Origin of the sequence: Acaryochloris sp. CCMEE 5410 (assembly GCF_000238775.2) — a bacterium.
Taxonomy (GTDB): Bacteria; Cyanobacteriota; Cyanobacteriia; order Thermosynechococcales; family Thermosynechococcaceae; genus Acaryochloris.
The window spans coordinates 1,796,770-1,813,968 of sequence record NZ_AFEJ02000001.1; the positions used below are offsets into that span (position 1 = coordinate 1,796,770).

Here is a 17,199-nt window from a genome sequence, read left to right on the forward strand (position 1 = left end):
CCACAGGCCCGGTACGCCCTGTGAGTATTGAACTTCGAACTATATTTTTTGGTCGACGCCCCCGTAGGCTAAGAGCGGGCTGGCGAATCGTTGTCCAGAATGGGCTAGAGCTTGTTCTCTACATCTTTCTTCACTTTATTTTTTTTCGGAATGTCTCAGATGCCACTCAACAAGCCTTTATCTTCGACAAGCTGCTATTCGTTGCCGCAACCACCCTTTCCATTTACTTAGCCCGTCGTTACCTCGACCGCCACTCCTTCGACTCCATCGGCTTAGAAGTGAATATCTGGATGTTGTGGGATTTACTATTTGGATTCTTGCTGGCTGGGGTGTTGATGGGGGGGATTTATACCATCGAATACCAAGCTGGCTGGCTGAAGTTCATTGGCTATCGGTGGCAACAAGACTCGATGGGAACCGTTGTCGCTGAGACCTTGGCAGGTTTATTAGTTCTTGGGCTATGCCCCTCTTGGCAAGAAGAGCTAACCTATCGGGGCTATTACCTGCAAAATATCAAGGAAGGGCTCAATTTAGCCTTGGCCATTGTTTTAACGTCCATCTTCTTTGCCGCCCGCCACATCGGTAATGCCAATGCTGGTGCCCTCTCCACCATTATTATTTTTCTCGCTGGCCTCTGGCTGGCGTTTGCCTGGCTCGTTACCCAGCAACTCTGGTTACCCCTTGGCATTCATGCAGGTTGGAACTTCTTTGAAGGCGTGGTGTTTGGCTTCCCTGTCAGTGGTTTTACCAGCTTTCATTGGATTGACCATAGGGTAACTGGCCCAGTTTGGATTACGGGAGGAGCGTTTGGTCCGGAAGCCGGTGTGATTAGTATCGTGGCGATTATTATCGGGTTTGTCGCGGTATTTGGCTGGAGTCGATGGCGTCGTTATCTCGCCCAGCGCCTTCAAGCTCAAAGTTCAAAAACCTAAGTGGTTGTTTGAAAAGGTCAGTCAGTAGTCTAAAACCCTTGATCTCTCGTTGACAGACAGAGCCTAAAATACATGTTTCTCATATAAAGATAGGTCTTTTCAAACAGCCTCTAAGGCATATCCCCAATTTGTTTAAACTCATGGCCGCCAAAGATCACCTCTGAATTGCGGTAATGCTTGAACTCCAACAGATTGTGAAACGGATCTTCTAGGAAAACGGTGAAATGCTCTAGGGTCTGATCCTGAAAGCGTAAACGAGGCGGTTGGTAAAACTTAAGTTGATGCTTTTCAGCTCGATCCACCAATTCTTGCCAAGCGGATTGTTGAGAGAAAACCAGTCCAAAATGCCGTGGATAGATACCTTTTTGGGGTTCTAGCTGACGGGTGACATGGGCCACTAACTGATGGCCATAGAGACTCATGATCAGAGATTGGGGACTTTCGCGACCTAGCTCACAGCCTAAGCCTTGCTGATAAAAGGCTTTCGTCTCTGGGATATTCGTGACAGGAAAAGCCAGGTGGAATAGGATGAAGTCAGTGGTGGGCGGTTGTGTATCCATAGTTTCAATAGTTCCCAAAAATGACTTTGATTGATGCCATTGGAGCGTTGAATCCCTGGCTCCTTGCTGCCTTGTTAAATACAGGGTTAGGCTTGGTGGGCTGGAAACTCGTCTCCAAACTGTTAACACCTACAGGATTAGTCCATGCCTGGATCTTAGGGGTAATCGTCTGGGGTGTGTTGGGGTGGCCAGGATATGGCGTCGTTCTATTCTACTTTTTGGCTGGATCCGCCGTCACAAAAGTCGGCATGGCTGAGAAAGAAGCCGCTGGCATCGCAGAAAAGCGATCCGGGGCCAGGGGACCTGAGAATGTCTGGGGTTCTGCTGCTAGCTCAACCTTATGTGCCCTAGCGACTTTAGTTATTCCTTTGCCCTATCGACCTTTGCTTTGTTTGGGCTATGTGAGCGGTTTTAGCACTAAACTCTCTGATACGACTGCTAGCGAAATCGGCAAAGCCTATGGCAATCGCACATTTCTGATTACGACTTTGCGACCCGTGCCTCGAGGAACTGAAGGGGCTGTTAGTTTAGAAGGGACGGTTGCAGGTATGTTGGCTTCGGTAGTGATTGCCCTCTTAGCCTGGGCAGTAGGTCTCATCTCTGGGGTCGGGGTAATCTGGTGCGTGATTGCGGCCTTTATTGCTACCAATTTAGAGAGCGTGATCGGAGCGACGGTCCAATCCCAATTCAGTTGGCTCACTAATGAAGTCGTTAATGGGATTAATACCCTTATTGGGGCGGTCGTCGCCATGGGAATGGCTCTAGTGTGGACCGGACTGATTGGAAATTAAGACATTCCTTCCGTCAGGATGTACAGGGGGAAAATATACGATAGGATGATGCATCAATAAGACGGAGGCCAAACAGGGATGGCTTCAAAAGCTGGGATTGTACCGATGGTGCTGGCTGCAGTCGTAGGCGGCTCAGCAGCATTGTTGTTAACACAACTTTACTTCAGTATTTGGATTGAACCTTCCGTCACCGCTGAGAAGGTCCCCCCCGTGCTGGAAGTCAAACCAACAGTCCCCGATGCCATGGCCAAAGACCGACCGGAGAGCATCACCAAAAAAATACCTCCCAAATCCATTGACCCTCGTACCGATGTCCTCCGCATTAGTAATCAAACCCAATATCCCATTCGCATTGTCCTTCGCAGTCATCTCAACCCCAACCATCCCAGTCCCCCTAACATGCCCCATTTTAAAGAGCCGGTCCATTGGGACTTTGCTCCCCAAGAGGGCAGTATTGACGGTCTTAAAGTCTCCTTACCCTCAGGTCCCATGCAGCTCTATCAAGGCGATGTCTTGATGGCCTTTGCCCTGGATGGGTCGCAAAAATACTGGGGTCCTTATGTGGTGGGGGATACCCAGCAGCCCATCCTCGAAAAGATGAATGCCGAGTGGCATTTAGTGATTTTCCCTTAAGTCTCCAGGGCTAATAGTTGGGGTCTCAACACCTTGAAGGCTTCCCCCCGATGGCTGATCTGGCGTTTGACGGCAGCCGATAGTTCGGCAAAGGTTTGTTGCTGAGAGGGAACATAGAAGATAGGGTCATAGCCAAAGCCGCCCTCTCCTTGGGGAGACTGAAGAATTTCCCCCGAACAAATACCTTTGGCTTGGCAGGCCACACTGCCATCCGGTCGGGCCAACGCAATCACGCACACAAACTGAGCACTGCGATCGGCCTTCCCCTGGAGTTCTGTCAGCAGACGCTGAATCCGATCTGTATCGGTTTTGCCATATCGGGCAGAGTAAAGACCGGGAGCTCCATCCAGAGCCATAACTTCTAAACCTGAATCATCGGCAATCGCCCATTGCTCCAAGTGCTTTGCCACCTGGGTTGCCTTGAGAATTGCATTTTCCCTAAAGGTGGTGCCGGTCTCTTCAATCTCCAGATTCGGGGGCATTAGCTGTAACTCCCAGGGCAAATCGGCGAGGTGCTGCTGCATCTCTTTTAATTTGCCAGGGTTTTGGGTAGCCACAATCAAGGGGGGCATGGGGTGGATCTCCTCTGTTAAAAATCAGTTCTGTTATCCTTGCGACCAATCACCTAGGATAGGAGCGATGTTTGCTGTGATGATGACGGACCATGCCGGCTTTTTCTGATATTGACAGTATCTATACTGATGGCGCTTGCTCGGGGAATCCCGGTCCAGGCGGATGGGGCAGTGTCATCTACTTCAAGGATGGATCCTGCCATGAAATTGGCGGGTTTGTGCCTCAAACGACGAATAACCGGATGGAATTGCAGGCTGCGATCGCAATCTTGGAATTGTTGCAAGACCAACCGTTACCCAAGACCATTCCCCTCTATACTGACAGCGAGTACGTCAAAAATGGCATTACTAAGTGGTTGGCAGGATGGAAACGCAAAGGCTGGAAAACAGCTAAAGGTAAAGCGGTTCTGAATCAAGATTTGTGGCAACAGCTCGATCAACTTAATGATGCGACCATAGACTGGCGATATATCCGCGCTCATGCAGGCCATGAAGGCAATGAGCGATGTGATCAGATCGCCCGTGCTTTTTCCCAGCATCAAACCCCTGACCTTCACCAAATTACCCCCAGTGCCATGCCAGACTCTCCCGAAGTGAATCAACATCCTCCCGATCATGCAGAACATCCTGCCAGTGAATCAAGGATCTCTCATCTGCAGGATTTAGTCGAAACGTTGGAAATTGCCGATCACATTGCGAAAGAGGGTTATCTAATCAGCAGTTCTGAATTAGCAGATCTAATGGCGGTCCACGCCAACGCGGTCACTAGCAGAGGGGATGAATGGGTGTGGCGCAATTGGCTAATCTCCCGTGTCCGTCGGGAAGGCAACCAGATTTTGTGGCAGTTAGAGCGTCTTAACTCCTAAGCATCGGCTCCAAAAAACAAGTGAGGCTGCAAATGCAGCCTCACAAATCTATCAAGTCTAAAGAGGTGGGTTAGCAAGACCCACTTGAAACTTTAGCTTTGCCCTGTAACTTTAGCTTTGAGCTGACGATAGTCTTCTACCAACTGCTGTCGTTTTTCGGCATAGGTTAAGTAATTCCAGGCAAACCAGGCGGAATAGCCTAGACCAATCAGTTCGAGCAGTGGTGCAACGAAGGGAATTGAATTGAGAACGTCTAAAACGCCATTTGCAACCGCTGCGGCAACGGCTGCAGCAGAAATGACTAAGAACAGATTTAGAGGTTTTTTATAAATGGAATAAGTTTCTCCCACCTGTTTGGGGAACGTATCCACAAAGTCTCTTAACTGCTTGCCAATCTCATTAACATCAATCGAAGTGGAGTCGTCCGCAGAAAGAGGAGACAAGCTTCCAGAGGTTTCGGTACTTACATCCAAGTTGGCAGTCGTCTTTGTTTCCTGGTCAGCATCCATGGTGTTTTTAAGGGAATAACAACTTCAAAATAATTTATCGAGCAGAAATAAAACTATATCTCAAGATCATCTACTTAATCCGGGTTAAGCCTAACATGACCCTAGAACCACATAATTGATTGCTTGTACGCAGGTATGTGATTTAAACATGTTACCCATTTTTTCTAGAGATATCTTCGCCTGGAAATGGATGTCATGATTCACTCCAATGCAGAACCGTTCCAGCTATGTTTAGTAGAGGTGCTTTTACTGCCGTTGCTCCTGTAAAACAGGAATCTGCTTGAGATCATTCTCAATCCCTAGGGGATAAATAATCCACGCTCGTCGAAACGGTTGAATTAAGGCTTGGACAAGGACCGACACTTCACTAATTTCCACCAGTCCTTGCCCCGTGAGTAAATTAATGCCCCGTTGGTACAAGGTATAGCCACGAGTCAGCGCGACTTGCAACCCCGTATAGTATTTGGGGTCCCAGCCTTGCGCCTGCACCAAGTTCTGGCTATGGGCTAAACAGTCTTTTTGTTGAGCTGCTGTCAGATCGGTAATATCCATGGCCTTCAGCAAATCCCGATTAAGATGACGGCGACATAGATTGCTCAAAATGGCATCATTACTCTGCTGCCACTGATGCAGATGGTAGGTAAAGACAATATCATCCGCAGCTAGATAATCCTGCAGCGATAAATTACCGTCCGTCTGAAACAACCAGGCCCTTACGGTTTGATCGGCGCTAATTTTTCCTTCCTTCAATAGTTCTTTGGCCCGCCGAAAAGCTTGCACTAAGCCCCAAGCCGATGCCAAATTTTTGGGATGATTGTAGATCTGGGCATACATAAAGTAGCGAACCACCAAATAATGCTCAATGGCAGCTTGCCCCTTTTGCTCCACGACTAACTGCTGGGTTTGGGGGTCATAATCCAACGCCATCAGAATGCGGTCTAAATCGAGCTGGCCGTAAGACGCCCCCGTGAAATAGCTATCTCTCAAAAGGTAGTCGAGGCGATCACAATCCAACTGACTCGACACGAGCTGACTAACAATGGGTAACTCAAAAGTCTTTAAATAGACTTGTTCCAACTGAGAGGCTAAATCCGGGTCAAATTGATCCAGCAAGGTGCGCATGCGGGGGGACTCCCTCAAAATGGTGCGCGTCCAAGTCTCATGATGGCTATTAAATATATCCTCGCCAGTATGGCTGTAGGGGCCATGACCAATATCATGTAGCAAAGCACCGCAAAGAACGAGGGCACGGTAGGGCAACAATTGGGGATAGATCTGGATTAACCGATCAAAGGCCAACCGAGCGATATGCATCACCCCCAAAGAGTGGGTAAACCGAGAACCTTCAGCACCATGAAAAGTAAGACTGGCGGTCCCCAGCTGACGAATACGCCTTAATCTCTGAAATTCAGGGGTATCGATCAACTGAATCAGCAGAGATTCAACCGGATCTTGGGCCGTTAAGGTAATGCTCCCATGTAAGGGATCATGATAGGTCCGACTAGGTAGAGGTTGCACTGGCAATCACCGCTGGTTCTGCCAGAAGTTTGAGGGCCTGCTGATATTGAGTATCTGCATCCGTCCCCACTTGGTCACTTCGCAGGGTTTTGAGGGCAACGATTTTATCGGGTTTAATCCCCACCTTGTTAATGTTGCGATGACTAGGGGTTTCATATTTCGCGATGGTAATCGCTAGACCGGAGCCATCCGACAGATTAAACAGAGACTGAATCGAACCTTTGCCAAAGGTTTGCTCACCTACTAATTGAGCACGACCATTATCTTGCAAAGCCCCTGCCAAGATTTCACTGGCGCTGGCACTGCCCCGATTGACTAAAACAATCAGAGGGGCGTCCGTTAGGGAACCGGCTTTAGAGTCAAAGCTATTGCGAATCCCCTGGCGATCAACGGTGTAGACGATGGGACTTGGATCAAGCCACATCTGGGCAATCTCAACCCCAGCTTGCAAAAGGGCCCCCGGATTATTCCGTAGGTCTAGAATATAGCCTTCAGCTCCCTCGGCCTCCAGCCGGGTAATCGCCGCCTGCATTTCTTGGGTGGCGTTGGCGTTGAATTGGCGCAGACGGATAAAACCAATATCTTGACCGTTGGGTTGGGGACGCAATTCAGCAAATACCGGATTAATGGCAATGCGATCGCGTTTAATGGGAAACAGCAATACGCCCTGATCAGGACGTTCCACCTTTAACTTTACCGTTGACCCGATGGGACCACGCATGCGCTCAGCCGCTTCATCTAGGGACAGGTCCGTGGTTGGAATATTGTCAATTTTGAGAATTTGGTCTGCTGCTTGCACCCCTGCACTAGCAGCTGGTGATCCTTCAATAGGAGCCAATACTTCTAAATAGCCGGATTCCTCATTTTGAATAATTTGTAAACCAACCCCAGTTAGCTCACCAGACGTACTGGTCTTTAAGCTCTGGTATTGCTTCGGCTGTAACAGGCGAGTAAACGGATCGCCAAGGCTATCTAACATGTCGCGGATAGCTTTATAGGTAGACTCCCGATCCGGCATTTGGGTGGTTAACGCCTTTTGACGCACCGTCCGCCAATCCTGATGATTGAAGGAGTCATCCACATAAGCTTGATCCACTAGACGCCAAGCTTCGTTATAGAGCAATTGCTCTTCAGTTAAGGCGGCTGCAGGAGGGGCAATCGCTAGAGAGAGGGCAAATTGCAGAATAAATATATAGCTAACAATACGTTTAATCATTTGTAAATTCTAACGATATTCGGCTTTATCTTGCCCCTCCAGCTCCTCAAAAGCGCTTTGTAACGTTGATTTTATTTTCCGTGATTCTTAAAAATAAGTTTAATTGCGACGAGTCAGGAAAATACCGCCATGATTTTCTGAAAGGTGTATAGGCACTGTGTTACATTTTTTATGAAGAGCGATACATTTTTTTGGAACCCCTAGCTTTATGAGCAAAGTGTACGACTGGTTTGAGGAACGCCTTGAGATTCAGGCGATTGCCGATGACGTCACCACCAAGTACGTGCCGCCTCACGTCAATATTTTTTACTGCCTGGGTGGAGTTACCTTAGTTTGCTTTATCATCCAGTTTGCCACTGGATTTGCGATGACCTTCTACTATCGGCCGACGGTCACCGAAGCATTTAACTCCATTCAGTACATCATGACTGAAGTCAATTTTGGATGGTTGATACGTTCCATCCATCGCTGGTCCGCCAGCATGATGGTCTTGATGATGATTCTCCACGTTTTCCGGGTTTATCTAACTGGCGGATTCAAAAAGCCCCGAGAGCTGACCTGGATCACTGGCGTTGTCCTCGCTGTGATTACCGTTACTTTTGGTGTAACAGGCTACTCTCTGCCCTGGGACCAAGTTGGTTACTGGGCCGTCAAAATTGTGTCAGGTGTTCCTGAAGCAATTCCTGTAGTTGGTTCTTCCATCGTTGAGCTGCTACGTGGTGGCACTAGCGTTGGTCAATCTACCCTTACACGTTTTTATAGTTTGCACACCTTTGTTCTACCTTGGTTGATTGCAGTGTTTATGCTGCTTCACTTCTTGATGATTCGGAAGCAAGGTATTTCTGGTCCTTTGTAAACACTTTTTAGGCTCTGAATCGGGTTTTCTGTTTTCGGAGTCTCAGACTTTTGACGTCAGACTTTTGACGTAAGTCTTTGTGAGAACCCTCACCTGCTGACCCAAAAATAGAACGGAGAACACTCGCAACCATGGCAAAAATACTTAAACAACCTGATCTAAGCGATCCACAGTTAAAGGAAAAGCTTAAGAAGGGCATGGGCCATAACTATTATGGTGAGCCCGCCTGGCCTAATGACCTGCTCTATATTTTCCCTGTGGTGATTATGGGCACGATCTCCCTGGTCATTGGCTTAGCGGTCTTAGACCCAGCCATGATTGGTGAACCGTCTAACCCCTTCGCCACCCCCTTAGAAATTCTGCCTGAATGGTATCTATATCCTGTCTTCCAGATTCTGCGGACAGTTCCCAGCAAGCTGTTGGGCGTACTTATTCAAACCACGATTCCTTTGGGACTCATGCTTATTCCTTTCATTGAAAACGTGAATAAGTTCCAGAACCCATTCCGTCGACCCATTGCGACTAGCGTCTTCCTATTTAGCGTAGTCTTCACCCTATGGTTAGGAATTGGTGCAACACTTCCCATTGACAAGTCTTTGACCTTGGGATTGTTCTAAGTTCTGAACCCTCAGCTTTATAAGCAATAGGGGTATTAATTTTCTGAGCATCCATTTGCTAATTAGCATTGGATGCTCTTTTTGATCCAGACCTTCTCACTTAGGCGGAATGGTGGATACCTAGAAAGAGATCGAGTGTCTATCGGCTTTTTAATATTTACCTTAACCATTAAATAATCTTATAGCTCTATCTGCATAAAAACGGTAAGTATGGATTCTAGGAAACATCTTATTTTATTTTCTAGAATAATATTTGTGTAAAAATTCAATCCCTGAAAATGTTAACTAAGAACATTTTCAGGGATTGTTAACTATTGTTAATTTTTCTCAGGAATGGGACTGACAATTCCTAGAGAGCTGTGTTAACTTAGAATTCAAGGGATTAGAAAAACTGATATTCACGCTCTCCGAAAGGAAAAGAGGCTCACACTACCTTTTCCCGATTGTTTAGAGAGCTAAACGCTTAGGAACTGTGTAACGTTTCTGCGCGATTTTTCTGTATACCTTGGGTGTTGGGAGTAATAAGTTAAGTGAGCTTTTTTGCCAGTTAACTTGCCCGTTTTGTAATGAGATTCTTTTAGTGCACCTGTGCTGAAAGAATGGCCTGCCCTAGGTTGCCGTGCTGCGTTTTTTAGGAACCTATCCTATTAATCGTAGAGTTTTGCATGCTTAAAAAAGTAGGCTAGGTCAACCTCATTGCGTTGATACTGCTGATTCTAAATCTACTTTTTCCTTCTTACACTCCTCTGCCATGCCAACTATTCCTTTCCCCGTCCTGCTGCTGACCATTGCATCTCTGTATCTTTTGTCCATCCATTTTTTGTTGCGTTTGCTGCACAATCGCGATCAATTGCGTAGACCCTAAGTCAAGGGAGACAGGAACTGTGATTAAAACATCAATAATCCATTTCCCTTGACCTTTTTAGGTAATAGCCGAGTGTGTTGAATTCAATGCACCCGGCTATTACTATTTGCAAGATAAATGGGGTAGCTTAAGCTTTGGCAGTTTTGAGGGTCTAGCCTGGATTGAGTACAATTGAAGGATAGAGAAATTCTCTACGTCTTTTATCGTTCCACCCTATACGCTTGGTTATGTCTTCTGAAGTTCTGGTTGAAAAGCGCAAACTTAAAAATCCTCCCCTCAATATTCACACCCTCGGTGATCGCGTGCTTAGACAATCAGCCAAGCGAGTGTCCAAGGTGGATGATGAGATTCGAGAATTGGCCCGCCAAATGCTGCAAACAATGTATAGTGCCGACGGCATTGGTCTCGCGGCCCCCCAAGTGGCTGTAGGCAAGCAGCTCATTGTAGTGGATACTGACCCGGAAGAACCGGCCAATCAGCCAATTATCTTGCTCAATCCTAAAATTCGTCGCCATAGTGATGACTTAGCATTAGGGCAGGAAGGTTGTCTGAGTATCCCTGGAGTATATCTAGATGTCCGACGGCCAGCCCAAATTGAAGTTGCTTATAAAGATGAGCAAGGCAGACCGCAAGTGATTGTGGCGACAGATCTGCTGGCACGGGTCATTCAGCATGAGATGGATCATCTAACAGGCGTTATGTTTGTAGATCGAGTGGAGAATAGCTTGTTGCTGAACCAAGAATTGACAAAGCAGGGGTTCTCAAAACAAGCAGTGAAACCAGTCGAAGCCGCCTAAGATTTTAGAGCCGAGCGTTTTTGCTTTGATCTCAGTCTTCGCGATCTGGTGGACCGTCAGAATCGTTATTTTAGGTGCAAAACGCGATATTTTAGGTGCGTAAACAGTATCGGTAGTTTCTGAGAAGGTGGAAGAACGCCCCTATTGGTTAGCTTGGTCACAGATACCAGGTATCGGTCCAGTTGTCCTCAAGTGTTTGCAACAACGGTTCGGCACTTTATCCTCGGCGTGGTCGGCAGATGCTGCCACCTTAGGTACAGTAACGGGAATTGGGGCGCAAACCCTGAAGACCATTCTGAAACATAGACAATCAACAAATCCGGCGGATCTGTTGGCTCAGCATACACAGAAGAACCCTAGTTTTTGGTGCATGGCTGATCAGACATATCCCCGCATGCTGACGGAAATTGCGGATTCGCCACCATTGCTCTACTATCGAGGCCAAGTGCAGCTTTCCGAAAATCAGGGAAGTACCCCAATGGTGGGGATTGTAGGAACTCGAGATCCGTCTGAATATGCCAAACGGTGGACTAGAAAGATTTCCTATGCCCTAGCAAAGCGAGGTATTACGGTCGTGTCAGGGATGGCAGAAGGGATTGATACCCAGGCCCATTTGGGGTGTATTGAGGGCGGTGGGCGCACAATTGCGGTTCTAGGGACGGGGGTAGACATGATTTACCCACCCCGAAACCAAGGTTTATATCAAAAAATTGAGCAACAGGGTTTACTCTTGAGCGAGTATCCCTCTGGTACACAACCCAATCGAGCCCATTTTCCCCGCCGTAATCGAATTGTGGCGGGTTTATGTCGCGCATTGTTGGTGATGGAAGCTCCAACGAAATCGGGGGCGTTAATTACGGCTTATCAGGCCAATGAGTATAATCGCGATATTTATGTTCTACCCGGTTCGTTAGATAATCCTCGGGCAATGGGTTGTTTAGGATTAGTACAGCGAGGGGCTCAGTTAATTTTAGGGATTGGTCAACTGTTGGACCAGTTAGGGGCTATACCGCCCTTGTCATCAGCTCCTACTCCGAGCGTTCCAGAGATTCCTTCTAACCTTCCATCTGCACAAGCAGAAATCCTGAAAGTGGTGAGCCAACTTTGCCATCAGTCAGGAGATGGATCTGTTCCTTTCGATTTGATAGTTCAATCAGTTGAACTATCAGCAGGAGAAGTATCGGGTGAAATTTTGCAGTTAGAGTTACAAGGTCTAGTTAATCAACTCCCGGGGATGAGATATGCCCCCAATTCTTAATGCTATGAAGTAGATGTAATCTGAGTAAGGATTTAAATGACACCTTCCCATACTCAACCATGTGACGAATGCGGGAGTTTATATGTGGTCTCTCAGTCACGGATGGCCCATCTATGTCCTGAATGCGCTCATTATTTATATGGTTATCCAAAATGTGAGCATAACTTCTTGCATGGGTATTGCAGCCTGTGTCATTGGGATGGTTCTGTCTCTAACTACATCCAAACGCTGAAGAATGAACATAAAGATTAGTCTGCTGCTATGGGATGAACTTTAATATACAGACTGCCGCTAGTTAGAGGCAGTTGCCAAAGCTGACAGAGGTTCTCCTGTCAGACTGAAAGATCGGACCTCAGTGACTTTTACCGATACGATGTTGCCCCGTAATTCCTCAATCTTGCCAGGGAAGAACGTGAGACGATTACCTCGGGTGCGTCCCATGACTTGTGTAGGATCTTTGGGATTTTGATCTTCGACGAGGACTTCTTCGATACGGTTGGCATAACGTTGCGATCGCAACTCCGCACACACCCCCACTAAACGATTCAATCGCTGCAGCCGATCGGCTTTAACCGCTTCGCTAAGCTGGTTATCCCACAAGGCCGCAGGTGTCCCAGGGCGAGGAGAATAAGCGGCTGTATTCAGCAGATCAAATTCAATATCTTCGACCAACTGCATGGTGTTCATAAACTGTGCTTCGGTTTCCCCCGGAAAGCCCACAATTGCATCGGCACTGATGGAGGCATCCGGCATGATCGCGCGAATATTATCAATGATGCGACGGTATTTCTCGTGGGTATAGCCTCGGGACATGGCCTTGAGAACATCGTTATCTCCAGACTGAAAGGGGATATGAAAATGTTCACAAACCTTGGGCAACTCGTAGCAAGCCTGAATCAAACGCTCGGTAAAGTAGCGAGGATGGCTGGTGGCAAACCGAATTCTTTCAATACCCGGCACATCATGGACAAAGTAGAGGAGATCCGTCAGGGTATGCAGATGCCGCCCTTCTGAGGTTGTGCCGGGTAGATCACGACCATAAGCGTCGATATTCTGTCCTAGGAGGGTGACCTCTTTGAAGCCTTGTTCTCCGAGCTGCACCATTTCGGCTCGAATTGCCTCTGGCGTCCGGGATTGTTCGACTCCCCGCACATTAGGAACGACGCAATAGGTGCAGCGTTCATTGCATCCATAAATCACATTCACCCAAGCAGTGACAGCACTATCTCGACGGGGCTTCGTAATATCTTCAACAATGTGAATGGGCTCCGTTGCCAACACCTGCTGACCGCTGGCCACCTGTTCTAATAAATCCTGCAACCGGTTGGCATGTTGAGGTCCCATCACTAAATCAAGTTCGGGCACCCGGCGCAGCAGAGCATCTCCTTCTTGTTGGGCCACACAGCCCGCAACAACTAGGGTCAAATCTGGTTGCGCATGTTTGCGCTTGGCCTGCCGACCCAGATAAGAATAGACCTTATGCTCTGCATTATCTCGAATGGTGCAGGTGTTGCAGAGTATCAGATTAGCGTCATCTGGGTTCTCGGACCATTGGTAGCCCATGTTTTCCAAAACCCCAGCCATCCGCTCAGAGTCAGCTTTGTTCATCTGACAGCCATAGGTGGTGATGTGGTATCGGCGCGAATCTAAGCTCATAAAGTTATGTAACGAGGTAAGAGGCTGGATGAGGTTAAAAGGGAGACCGTTCCTATGGTAATTCACTCAGGAAAAGGTTCGCTAAAGTCACTGTCTATAAACGGGTTGCCGTCCTAGGAATCCCCGAATAAAAACACCGATTGATCCCCAAATCATGTTATAAAAACAGAGGTTTAGTTGTGTAAAGTGCTTTTGAGAAATATTGATTTGTCTTGCGATTCATTCAACCCTCAAATGCCTTGCAATATAGCCTCTTATGGATAAAAAGCCCCCGTTAACCGTCCAAGCTTGAAGCATTACACCCTGCTTGGTCCCCTGCCATAGGGTGCTTGATCACGTATTTCAGCTCAGGAGATTCCTAATTCAGCTATGACTGCATCCCTTGTCAAGTCTGACCCTCAACTGCGGACACTCACCGATCCGGACATAACCCTTCAAGATGTTATCAAATCTCTGCCCAAGGAATGCTTTAAGCAAAATGCAGTAAAGGCTTGGACAGGAGCGATCATCAATGTGCTGATGGTGGCTCTAGGTTATGTCGCGATTGTTAATTCTCCTTGGTATTTGCTGCCTCTAGCCTGGATCTTCACGGGCACAGCGCTAACGGGTTTCTTTGTGATTGGTCATGATGCCGGGCATCGCTCTTTTGCTAAGAAGCGCTGGGTCAATGATGTAGTGGGTCATCTATTTATGATGCCGCTGATCTATCCTTTTCACTGCTGGCGGATTTTGCACAACTTCCACCATACCCATACCAATGAGCTGGATGTGGATAATGCCTGGCGGCCCTTTGATGGGGCTGAGTATGAAAGCCTTGATCCGGTGATTCGAACAGTTTATGAGCTGATTCGCGGTTATTTCTGGTGGGTGGGTTCCATTGTCCATTGGGCCAATCTCCACTTCAACTGGACCACCTTTGATGAGAAAGATAAGGGTGATGTCAAGCTTTCTATTGGCGTTGTGGTATTGTTCGCTGCGATCGCATTCCCGACTCTGATCTACTTCACTGGCATTTGGGGTTTCGTCAAGTTCTGGTTGATTCCTTGGATGGTCTACCACTTCTGGATGAGCACCTTCACCATCGTTCACCACACCGCCTCTGATATTCCGTTTCAACCCACAGAAGTCTGGAACGCTGCAGAAGCTCAGCTGGTCGGTTCAGTGCACTGCAAATATCCGGGTTGGGTTGAGTTTCTCTGCCACGATATCAATGTCCATATTCCTCACCACGTCTCTACCGCGATTCCTTCCTACAATTTACGCATGGCCCATCAAAGCCTGAAGGAAAATTGGGGTCAGTACGTGTATGAGCGCGAATTTAACTGGGCCTTGATGAAAGAAATTTCAGAAGAATGCCATCTCTATGATTCTGAAAAAGCCTATCGGTCTTTTAAGGAGCACCAGGCGGCTAGTTAAGAACCATTAGCAATGATCAACCTTAAAGGGGTCAATCTTTATCTCGTCGGTATGATGGGGTGTGGTAAATCGACAACAGGCCGGGCCTTAGCTCAACAACTGGGCTACGGCTTTGTTGATACGGATGACCTAATTACCCAACTGACAGGTCAAGCCATTACCGATATCTTTGCTGAATCGGGTGAAGCTCATTTTCGGCAAGTTGAATCTAAAGTCTTGTCCGAAGTGGCTGCTCACACCAAGCTGGTAGTGGCCACAGGCGGCGGGATTGTTCTGGATAAAAAGAACTGGAGCTTTTTGCAACATGGCCTTGTCATCTGGCTGGATGTAGAACCTGATCAGCTATGGCAGCGTCTTCAGACAGACCAGTCCCGGCCCTTGCTCCAAAAACCAAATCCCCAAGAAGTTCTAGAGGAATTACTGACCCAACGGCGACCTCTCTATCGGCAGGCAGATGCTCATATCGTGCTGAAGCCGGATCAGTCTGTGGAGTCAGTTTGTGAATCTGTCGTCCAAGAGATCACCAAAGTGCTGCGCCCCGAGGCTAGCCCTCAGGATTAAGCCGTCGCTGCCGTCGCCGCCGTCGCTCTGCTAGCTTTTGCTCTAGCTGTTGACGTTGGTCTGGAGTCAGGACTTTGCGAATCGCCATCATATTCTCAAACCGCAGGTTCAAGGTCTCCTGAGTCAATGCCTCTAAGGACTGAAATTGGGCACGCACATCCGCTTCAGGAGCTTCCCCGGCAATCATGGCTTTTAACTCGTTCCGAGTTTGTCGCAGTAACTGAGCCTTTGCTCGGGTTTGGGGACCATATTTTTGACGAATCGCGCGAATCTCTCGACGTTGTTGCCGTGAAAGCTGCAAGTCTCGGAAGAGTCCGGGCCGTCGTCTTTGTGGACGTTCAGGGACTTGAGCCACACTGGGTTGCGAGGTATTTCCCACCCATTGCCCCAGGGAACATACTCCAATCAGGGCGAAGCAAATAACAACTCCTTTAGTTATTCTTGACATGGTTTGGACCTCTTGCACATAACGGTTTGGGCTTCAGCAATAACGGATGTGGAAGGCGAATGCCCCCACCAATCCCAGGGATCCGTCAAAAAATCGGTGTCCTCGTCATTGAAGGGGTCAAAGGCGCCCGACCAGCTTTCGGCGACAAAGGCTTCCAACTCTCCATCGGGAGGAATAGGTTGTTTAGCTGTTTGCCAAAGTTGTGATCCGCCCCAGAATAGAGCGATGGTGGCTGCAATCGCCGTTGGAATCCCCCAACGGGCCATCTTCCATCCTCCTTGCTCCTCCGATACTTGAGCGGAGGAAGACTGGGTGACTTCATCTAATACGGCATGGAGAATCCTATCTTCCAAGTCTGGAGACGCGTCGGGTACATCTGGTTGATACCGCTGGAGAAAATTCACCAACGGAGCGTCATCCAGGAATGGATCTTGATGGGCATCAGATCCGTTCAGATCAGGATCGGGAGGGTGGTTCATAGGGAAATCCCTTCATGTTGCAAAAATTTTCGGAGGGCCGCTCTGGCGTGGTATAGACGAGACTTGACGGTGCCTACAGGAATCTCAAACATCTCGGCAATCTCTTGCTGGGGAAGATCTTGTAAGTCATGGAGCACAATCACACTGCGATGTTCAAAACTCAGTTGACCCATGCCACGTTTAATCAAATCCTGATGGTGAAGATGCTGCCAATTGGGCTCTGTGGACTGGCTGGGGAGTTGATGGGTCAGGGCTTGCCAGCGCGTCCGTTTTTGAGCTGCTGACCGCCGATAATCTGCGGCCACATTCCAAGTGATGCGATAGAGCCAAGTCGTAAATTTGGCCCGACCTTCCATTTTGGGTAATCCTTTCCAAACCCGAACAAACACATCCTGAACGAGGTCATCTAACACCTCCGGATCGCATAAAGACATGAGGGTGGACCGCACTCGGGCCTGATGTCGACGATACAAAACTCGAAAGCTTTGGGTGCTGCCCCGCAAACAGCCTTGAATTAAGGCATGGTCTGAATCGTCGGTTGACAGTTGTTCGGTACTCACCTTTACTTTGTTTTCAATAATTTATTACCGGCAGCTCTTCTCAATCCCTTAGACTGAAATCAGCAAGGATTGGTTCAATGACATCGAAA

19 protein-coding genes are annotated in these 17,199 nt (G+C 48.0%); 10 read left to right on the top strand and 9 right to left on the bottom strand.

Going from position 1 to position 17,199, the window contains the following annotated elements; all coding sequences use genetic code 11:
* The first annotated feature begins 20 nt into the window (after positions 1-20).
* A complete protein-coding gene (locus ON05_RS07940; RefSeq protein ID WP_010471654.1) occupies positions 21-932 on the top strand; it encodes a CPBP family intramembrane glutamic endopeptidase in 912 nt (303 codons plus the stop codon).
* Between the two features lie 110 nt (positions 933-1,042).
* On the opposite strand, the gene ON05_RS07945 is transcribed toward ON05_RS07940, so the two are convergent.
* On the bottom strand, positions 1,043-1,492 hold the full coding sequence (locus tag ON05_RS07945) for a VOC family protein (RefSeq protein WP_010471652.1): 450 nt from the start codon (positions 1,490-1,492) through the stop codon (positions 1,043-1,045).
* 20 nt (positions 1,493-1,512) lie between these two features.
* Between ON05_RS07945 and ON05_RS07950 the strand changes: the two genes are divergently transcribed.
* Both ON05_RS07950 and ON05_RS07955 read left to right on the top strand, forming a co-directional pair.
* Entirely contained in the window at positions 1,513-2,283 is a 771-nt protein-coding gene (locus ON05_RS07950; RefSeq protein ID WP_010471649.1) for a TIGR00297 family protein, read from the top strand.
* Between the two features lie 78 nt (positions 2,284-2,361).
* Positions 2,362-2,916 carry a hypothetical protein gene (locus tag ON05_RS07955; RefSeq protein WP_010471647.1) on the top strand — a complete coding sequence of 185 codons (555 nt, stop codon included), beginning with the start codon at positions 2,362-2,364 and terminating at the stop codon, positions 2,914-2,916.
* Here the strand turns inward: ON05_RS07955 and rdgB are convergent.
* Positions 2,913-3,488, bottom strand: coding sequence for an RdgB/HAM1 family non-canonical purine NTP pyrophosphatase (rdgB, locus tag ON05_RS07960; RefSeq protein ID WP_010471645.1), 576 nt, complete (start codon positions 3,486-3,488; stop codon positions 2,913-2,915). The two genes, ON05_RS07955 and rdgB, sit on opposite strands and share 4 nt — an antisense overlap.
* Positions 3,489-3,580: 92 nt before the next feature.
* Here rdgB and rnhA point away from each other — a divergent pair, with 92 nt between their 5' ends.
* Entirely contained in the window at positions 3,581-4,354 is a 774-nt protein-coding gene (gene rnhA, locus ON05_RS07965; RefSeq protein WP_010471643.1) for a ribonuclease HI, read from the top strand.
* A gap of 92 nt (positions 4,355-4,446) precedes the next feature.
* On the opposite strand, the gene ON05_RS07970 is transcribed toward rnhA, so the two are convergent.
* From ON05_RS07970 to ctpA, 3 genes are all read right to left on the bottom strand, one after another.
* Positions 4,447-4,863: a CAAD domain-containing protein gene (locus ON05_RS07970; protein WP_010471642.1), complete on the bottom strand. Its 417-nt coding sequence runs from the start codon at positions 4,861-4,863 to the stop codon at positions 4,447-4,449.
* 246 nt (positions 4,864-5,109) lie between these two features.
* Positions 5,110-6,381, bottom strand: coding sequence for an HD domain-containing protein (locus tag ON05_RS07975; RefSeq protein ID WP_010471639.1), 1,272 nt, complete (start codon positions 6,379-6,381; stop codon positions 5,110-5,112).
* Entirely contained in the window at positions 6,365-7,597 is a 1,233-nt protein-coding gene (ctpA, locus tag ON05_RS07980; RefSeq protein WP_262561399.1) for a carboxyl-terminal processing protease CtpA, read from the bottom strand. The genes ON05_RS07975 and ctpA overlap by 17 nt, the downstream gene beginning before the upstream one ends.
* A gap of 208 nt (positions 7,598-7,805) precedes the next feature.
* On the opposite strand from ctpA, the gene petB reads away from it, so the two are divergent.
* From petB to dprA, 4 genes are all read left to right on the top strand, one after another.
* The gene (gene petB, locus ON05_RS07985; protein ID WP_010471635.1) at positions 7,806-8,453 is read left to right on the top strand and encodes a cytochrome b6; all 648 of its coding nucleotides are present in this window, start codon (positions 7,806-7,808) and stop codon (positions 8,451-8,453) included.
* A 131-nt stretch (positions 8,454-8,584) separates the two neighbouring features.
* Positions 8,585-9,070: a cytochrome b6-f complex subunit IV gene (gene petD, locus ON05_RS07990; RefSeq protein WP_012164940.1), complete on the top strand. Its 486-nt coding sequence runs from the start codon at positions 8,585-8,587 to the stop codon at positions 9,068-9,070.
* A 1,092-nt stretch (positions 9,071-10,162) separates the two neighbouring features.
* The gene (gene def, locus ON05_RS07995) at positions 10,163-10,732 is read left to right on the top strand and encodes a peptide deformylase (protein WP_010471629.1); all 570 of its coding nucleotides are present in this window, start codon (positions 10,163-10,165) and stop codon (positions 10,730-10,732) included.
* A gap of 127 nt (positions 10,733-10,859) precedes the next feature.
* Entirely contained in the window at positions 10,860-11,990 is a 1,131-nt protein-coding gene (gene dprA, locus ON05_RS08000) for a DNA-processing protein DprA (RefSeq protein WP_010471627.1), read from the top strand.
* Positions 11,991-12,281: 291 nt separating this feature from the next.
* Here the strand turns inward: dprA and miaB are convergent, their stop codons facing one another.
* Positions 12,282-13,646, bottom strand: a complete 1,365-nt coding sequence (gene miaB, locus ON05_RS08005) for a tRNA (N6-isopentenyl adenosine(37)-C2)-methylthiotransferase MiaB (protein ID WP_010471625.1) — start codon at positions 13,644-13,646, stop codon at positions 12,282-12,284.
* Positions 13,647-14,015: 369 nt separating this feature from the next.
* Between miaB and ON05_RS08010 the strand changes: the two genes are divergently transcribed.
* Together ON05_RS08010 and ON05_RS08015 are read left to right on the top strand one after the other, a co-directional pair.
* Complete coding sequence (locus tag ON05_RS08010; protein ID WP_010471623.1) at positions 14,016-15,062, top strand: fatty acid desaturase; 1,047 nt, start codon at positions 14,016-14,018, stop codon at positions 15,060-15,062.
* 12 nt (positions 15,063-15,074) lie between these two features.
* Positions 15,075-15,623 (top strand): shikimate kinase, encoded by a 549-nt coding sequence (locus ON05_RS08015; protein ID WP_010471621.1) that lies wholly within the window; start codon positions 15,075-15,077, stop codon positions 15,621-15,623.
* Here ON05_RS08015 and ON05_RS08020 read toward each other — a convergent pair.
* From ON05_RS08020 to ON05_RS08030, 3 genes are read right to left on the bottom strand one after another with little or no spacing between them, the layout of a single operon-like run.
* Entirely contained in the window at positions 15,607-16,071 is a 465-nt protein-coding gene (locus ON05_RS08020) for a Spy/CpxP family protein refolding chaperone (RefSeq protein ID WP_010471620.1), read from the bottom strand. The two genes, ON05_RS08015 and ON05_RS08020, sit on opposite strands and share 17 nt — an antisense overlap.
* Entirely contained in the window at positions 16,059-16,550 is a 492-nt protein-coding gene (locus ON05_RS08025) for a hypothetical protein (RefSeq protein WP_010471618.1), read from the bottom strand. Before ON05_RS08025 ends, ON05_RS08020 begins: the two co-directional genes overlap by 13 nt.
* Positions 16,547-17,110, bottom strand: a complete 564-nt coding sequence (locus ON05_RS08030) for a sigma-70 family RNA polymerase sigma factor (protein WP_010471616.1) — start codon at positions 17,108-17,110, stop codon at positions 16,547-16,549. The genes ON05_RS08025 and ON05_RS08030 overlap by 4 nt, the downstream gene beginning before the upstream one ends.
* Between the last annotated feature and the right edge of the window lie 89 nt (positions 17,111-17,199).

Coding starts and splice junctions, on each gene's coding strand:
- ON05_RS07945 (WP_010471652.1), bottom strand. CDS start 1,492: ATGGATACACAACCGCCCACCACTGACTTCATCCTATTCCACCTGGCT.
- ON05_RS07950 (WP_010471649.1), top strand. CDS start 1,513: ATGACTTTGATTGATGCCATTGGAGCGTTGAATCCCTGGCTCCTTGCT.
- ON05_RS07955 (WP_010471647.1), top strand. CDS start 2,362: ATGGCTTCAAAAGCTGGGATTGTACCGATGGTGCTGGCTGCAGTCGTA.
- rdgB (WP_010471645.1), bottom strand. CDS start 3,488: ATGCCCCCCTTGATTGTGGCTACCCAAAACCCTGGCAAATTAAAAGAG.
- rnhA (WP_010471643.1), top strand. CDS start 3,581: ATGCCGGCTTTTTCTGATATTGACAGTATCTATACTGATGGCGCTTGC.
- ON05_RS07970 (WP_010471642.1), bottom strand. CDS start 4,863: ATGGATGCTGACCAGGAAACAAAGACGACTGCCAACTTGGATGTAAGT.
- ctpA (WP_262561399.1), bottom strand. CDS start 7,597: ATGATTAAACGTATTGTTAGCTATATATTTATTCTGCAATTTGCCCTC.
- petB (WP_010471635.1), top strand. CDS start 7,806: ATGAGCAAAGTGTACGACTGGTTTGAGGAACGCCTTGAGATTCAGGCG.
- petD (WP_012164940.1), top strand. CDS start 8,585: ATGGCAAAAATACTTAAACAACCTGATCTAAGCGATCCACAGTTAAAG.
- def (WP_010471629.1), top strand. CDS start 10,163: ATGTCTTCTGAAGTTCTGGTTGAAAAGCGCAAACTTAAAAATCCTCCC.
- miaB (WP_010471625.1), bottom strand. CDS start 13,646: ATGAGCTTAGATTCGCGCCGATACCACATCACCACCTATGGCTGTCAG.
- ON05_RS08010 (WP_010471623.1), top strand. CDS start 14,016: ATGACTGCATCCCTTGTCAAGTCTGACCCTCAACTGCGGACACTCACC.
- ON05_RS08015 (WP_010471621.1), top strand. CDS start 15,075: ATGATCAACCTTAAAGGGGTCAATCTTTATCTCGTCGGTATGATGGGG.
- ON05_RS08020 (WP_010471620.1), bottom strand. CDS start 16,071: ATGTCAAGAATAACTAAAGGAGTTGTTATTTGCTTCGCCCTGATTGGA.
- ON05_RS08025 (WP_010471618.1), bottom strand. CDS start 16,550: ATGAACCACCCTCCCGATCCTGATCTGAACGGATCTGATGCCCATCAA.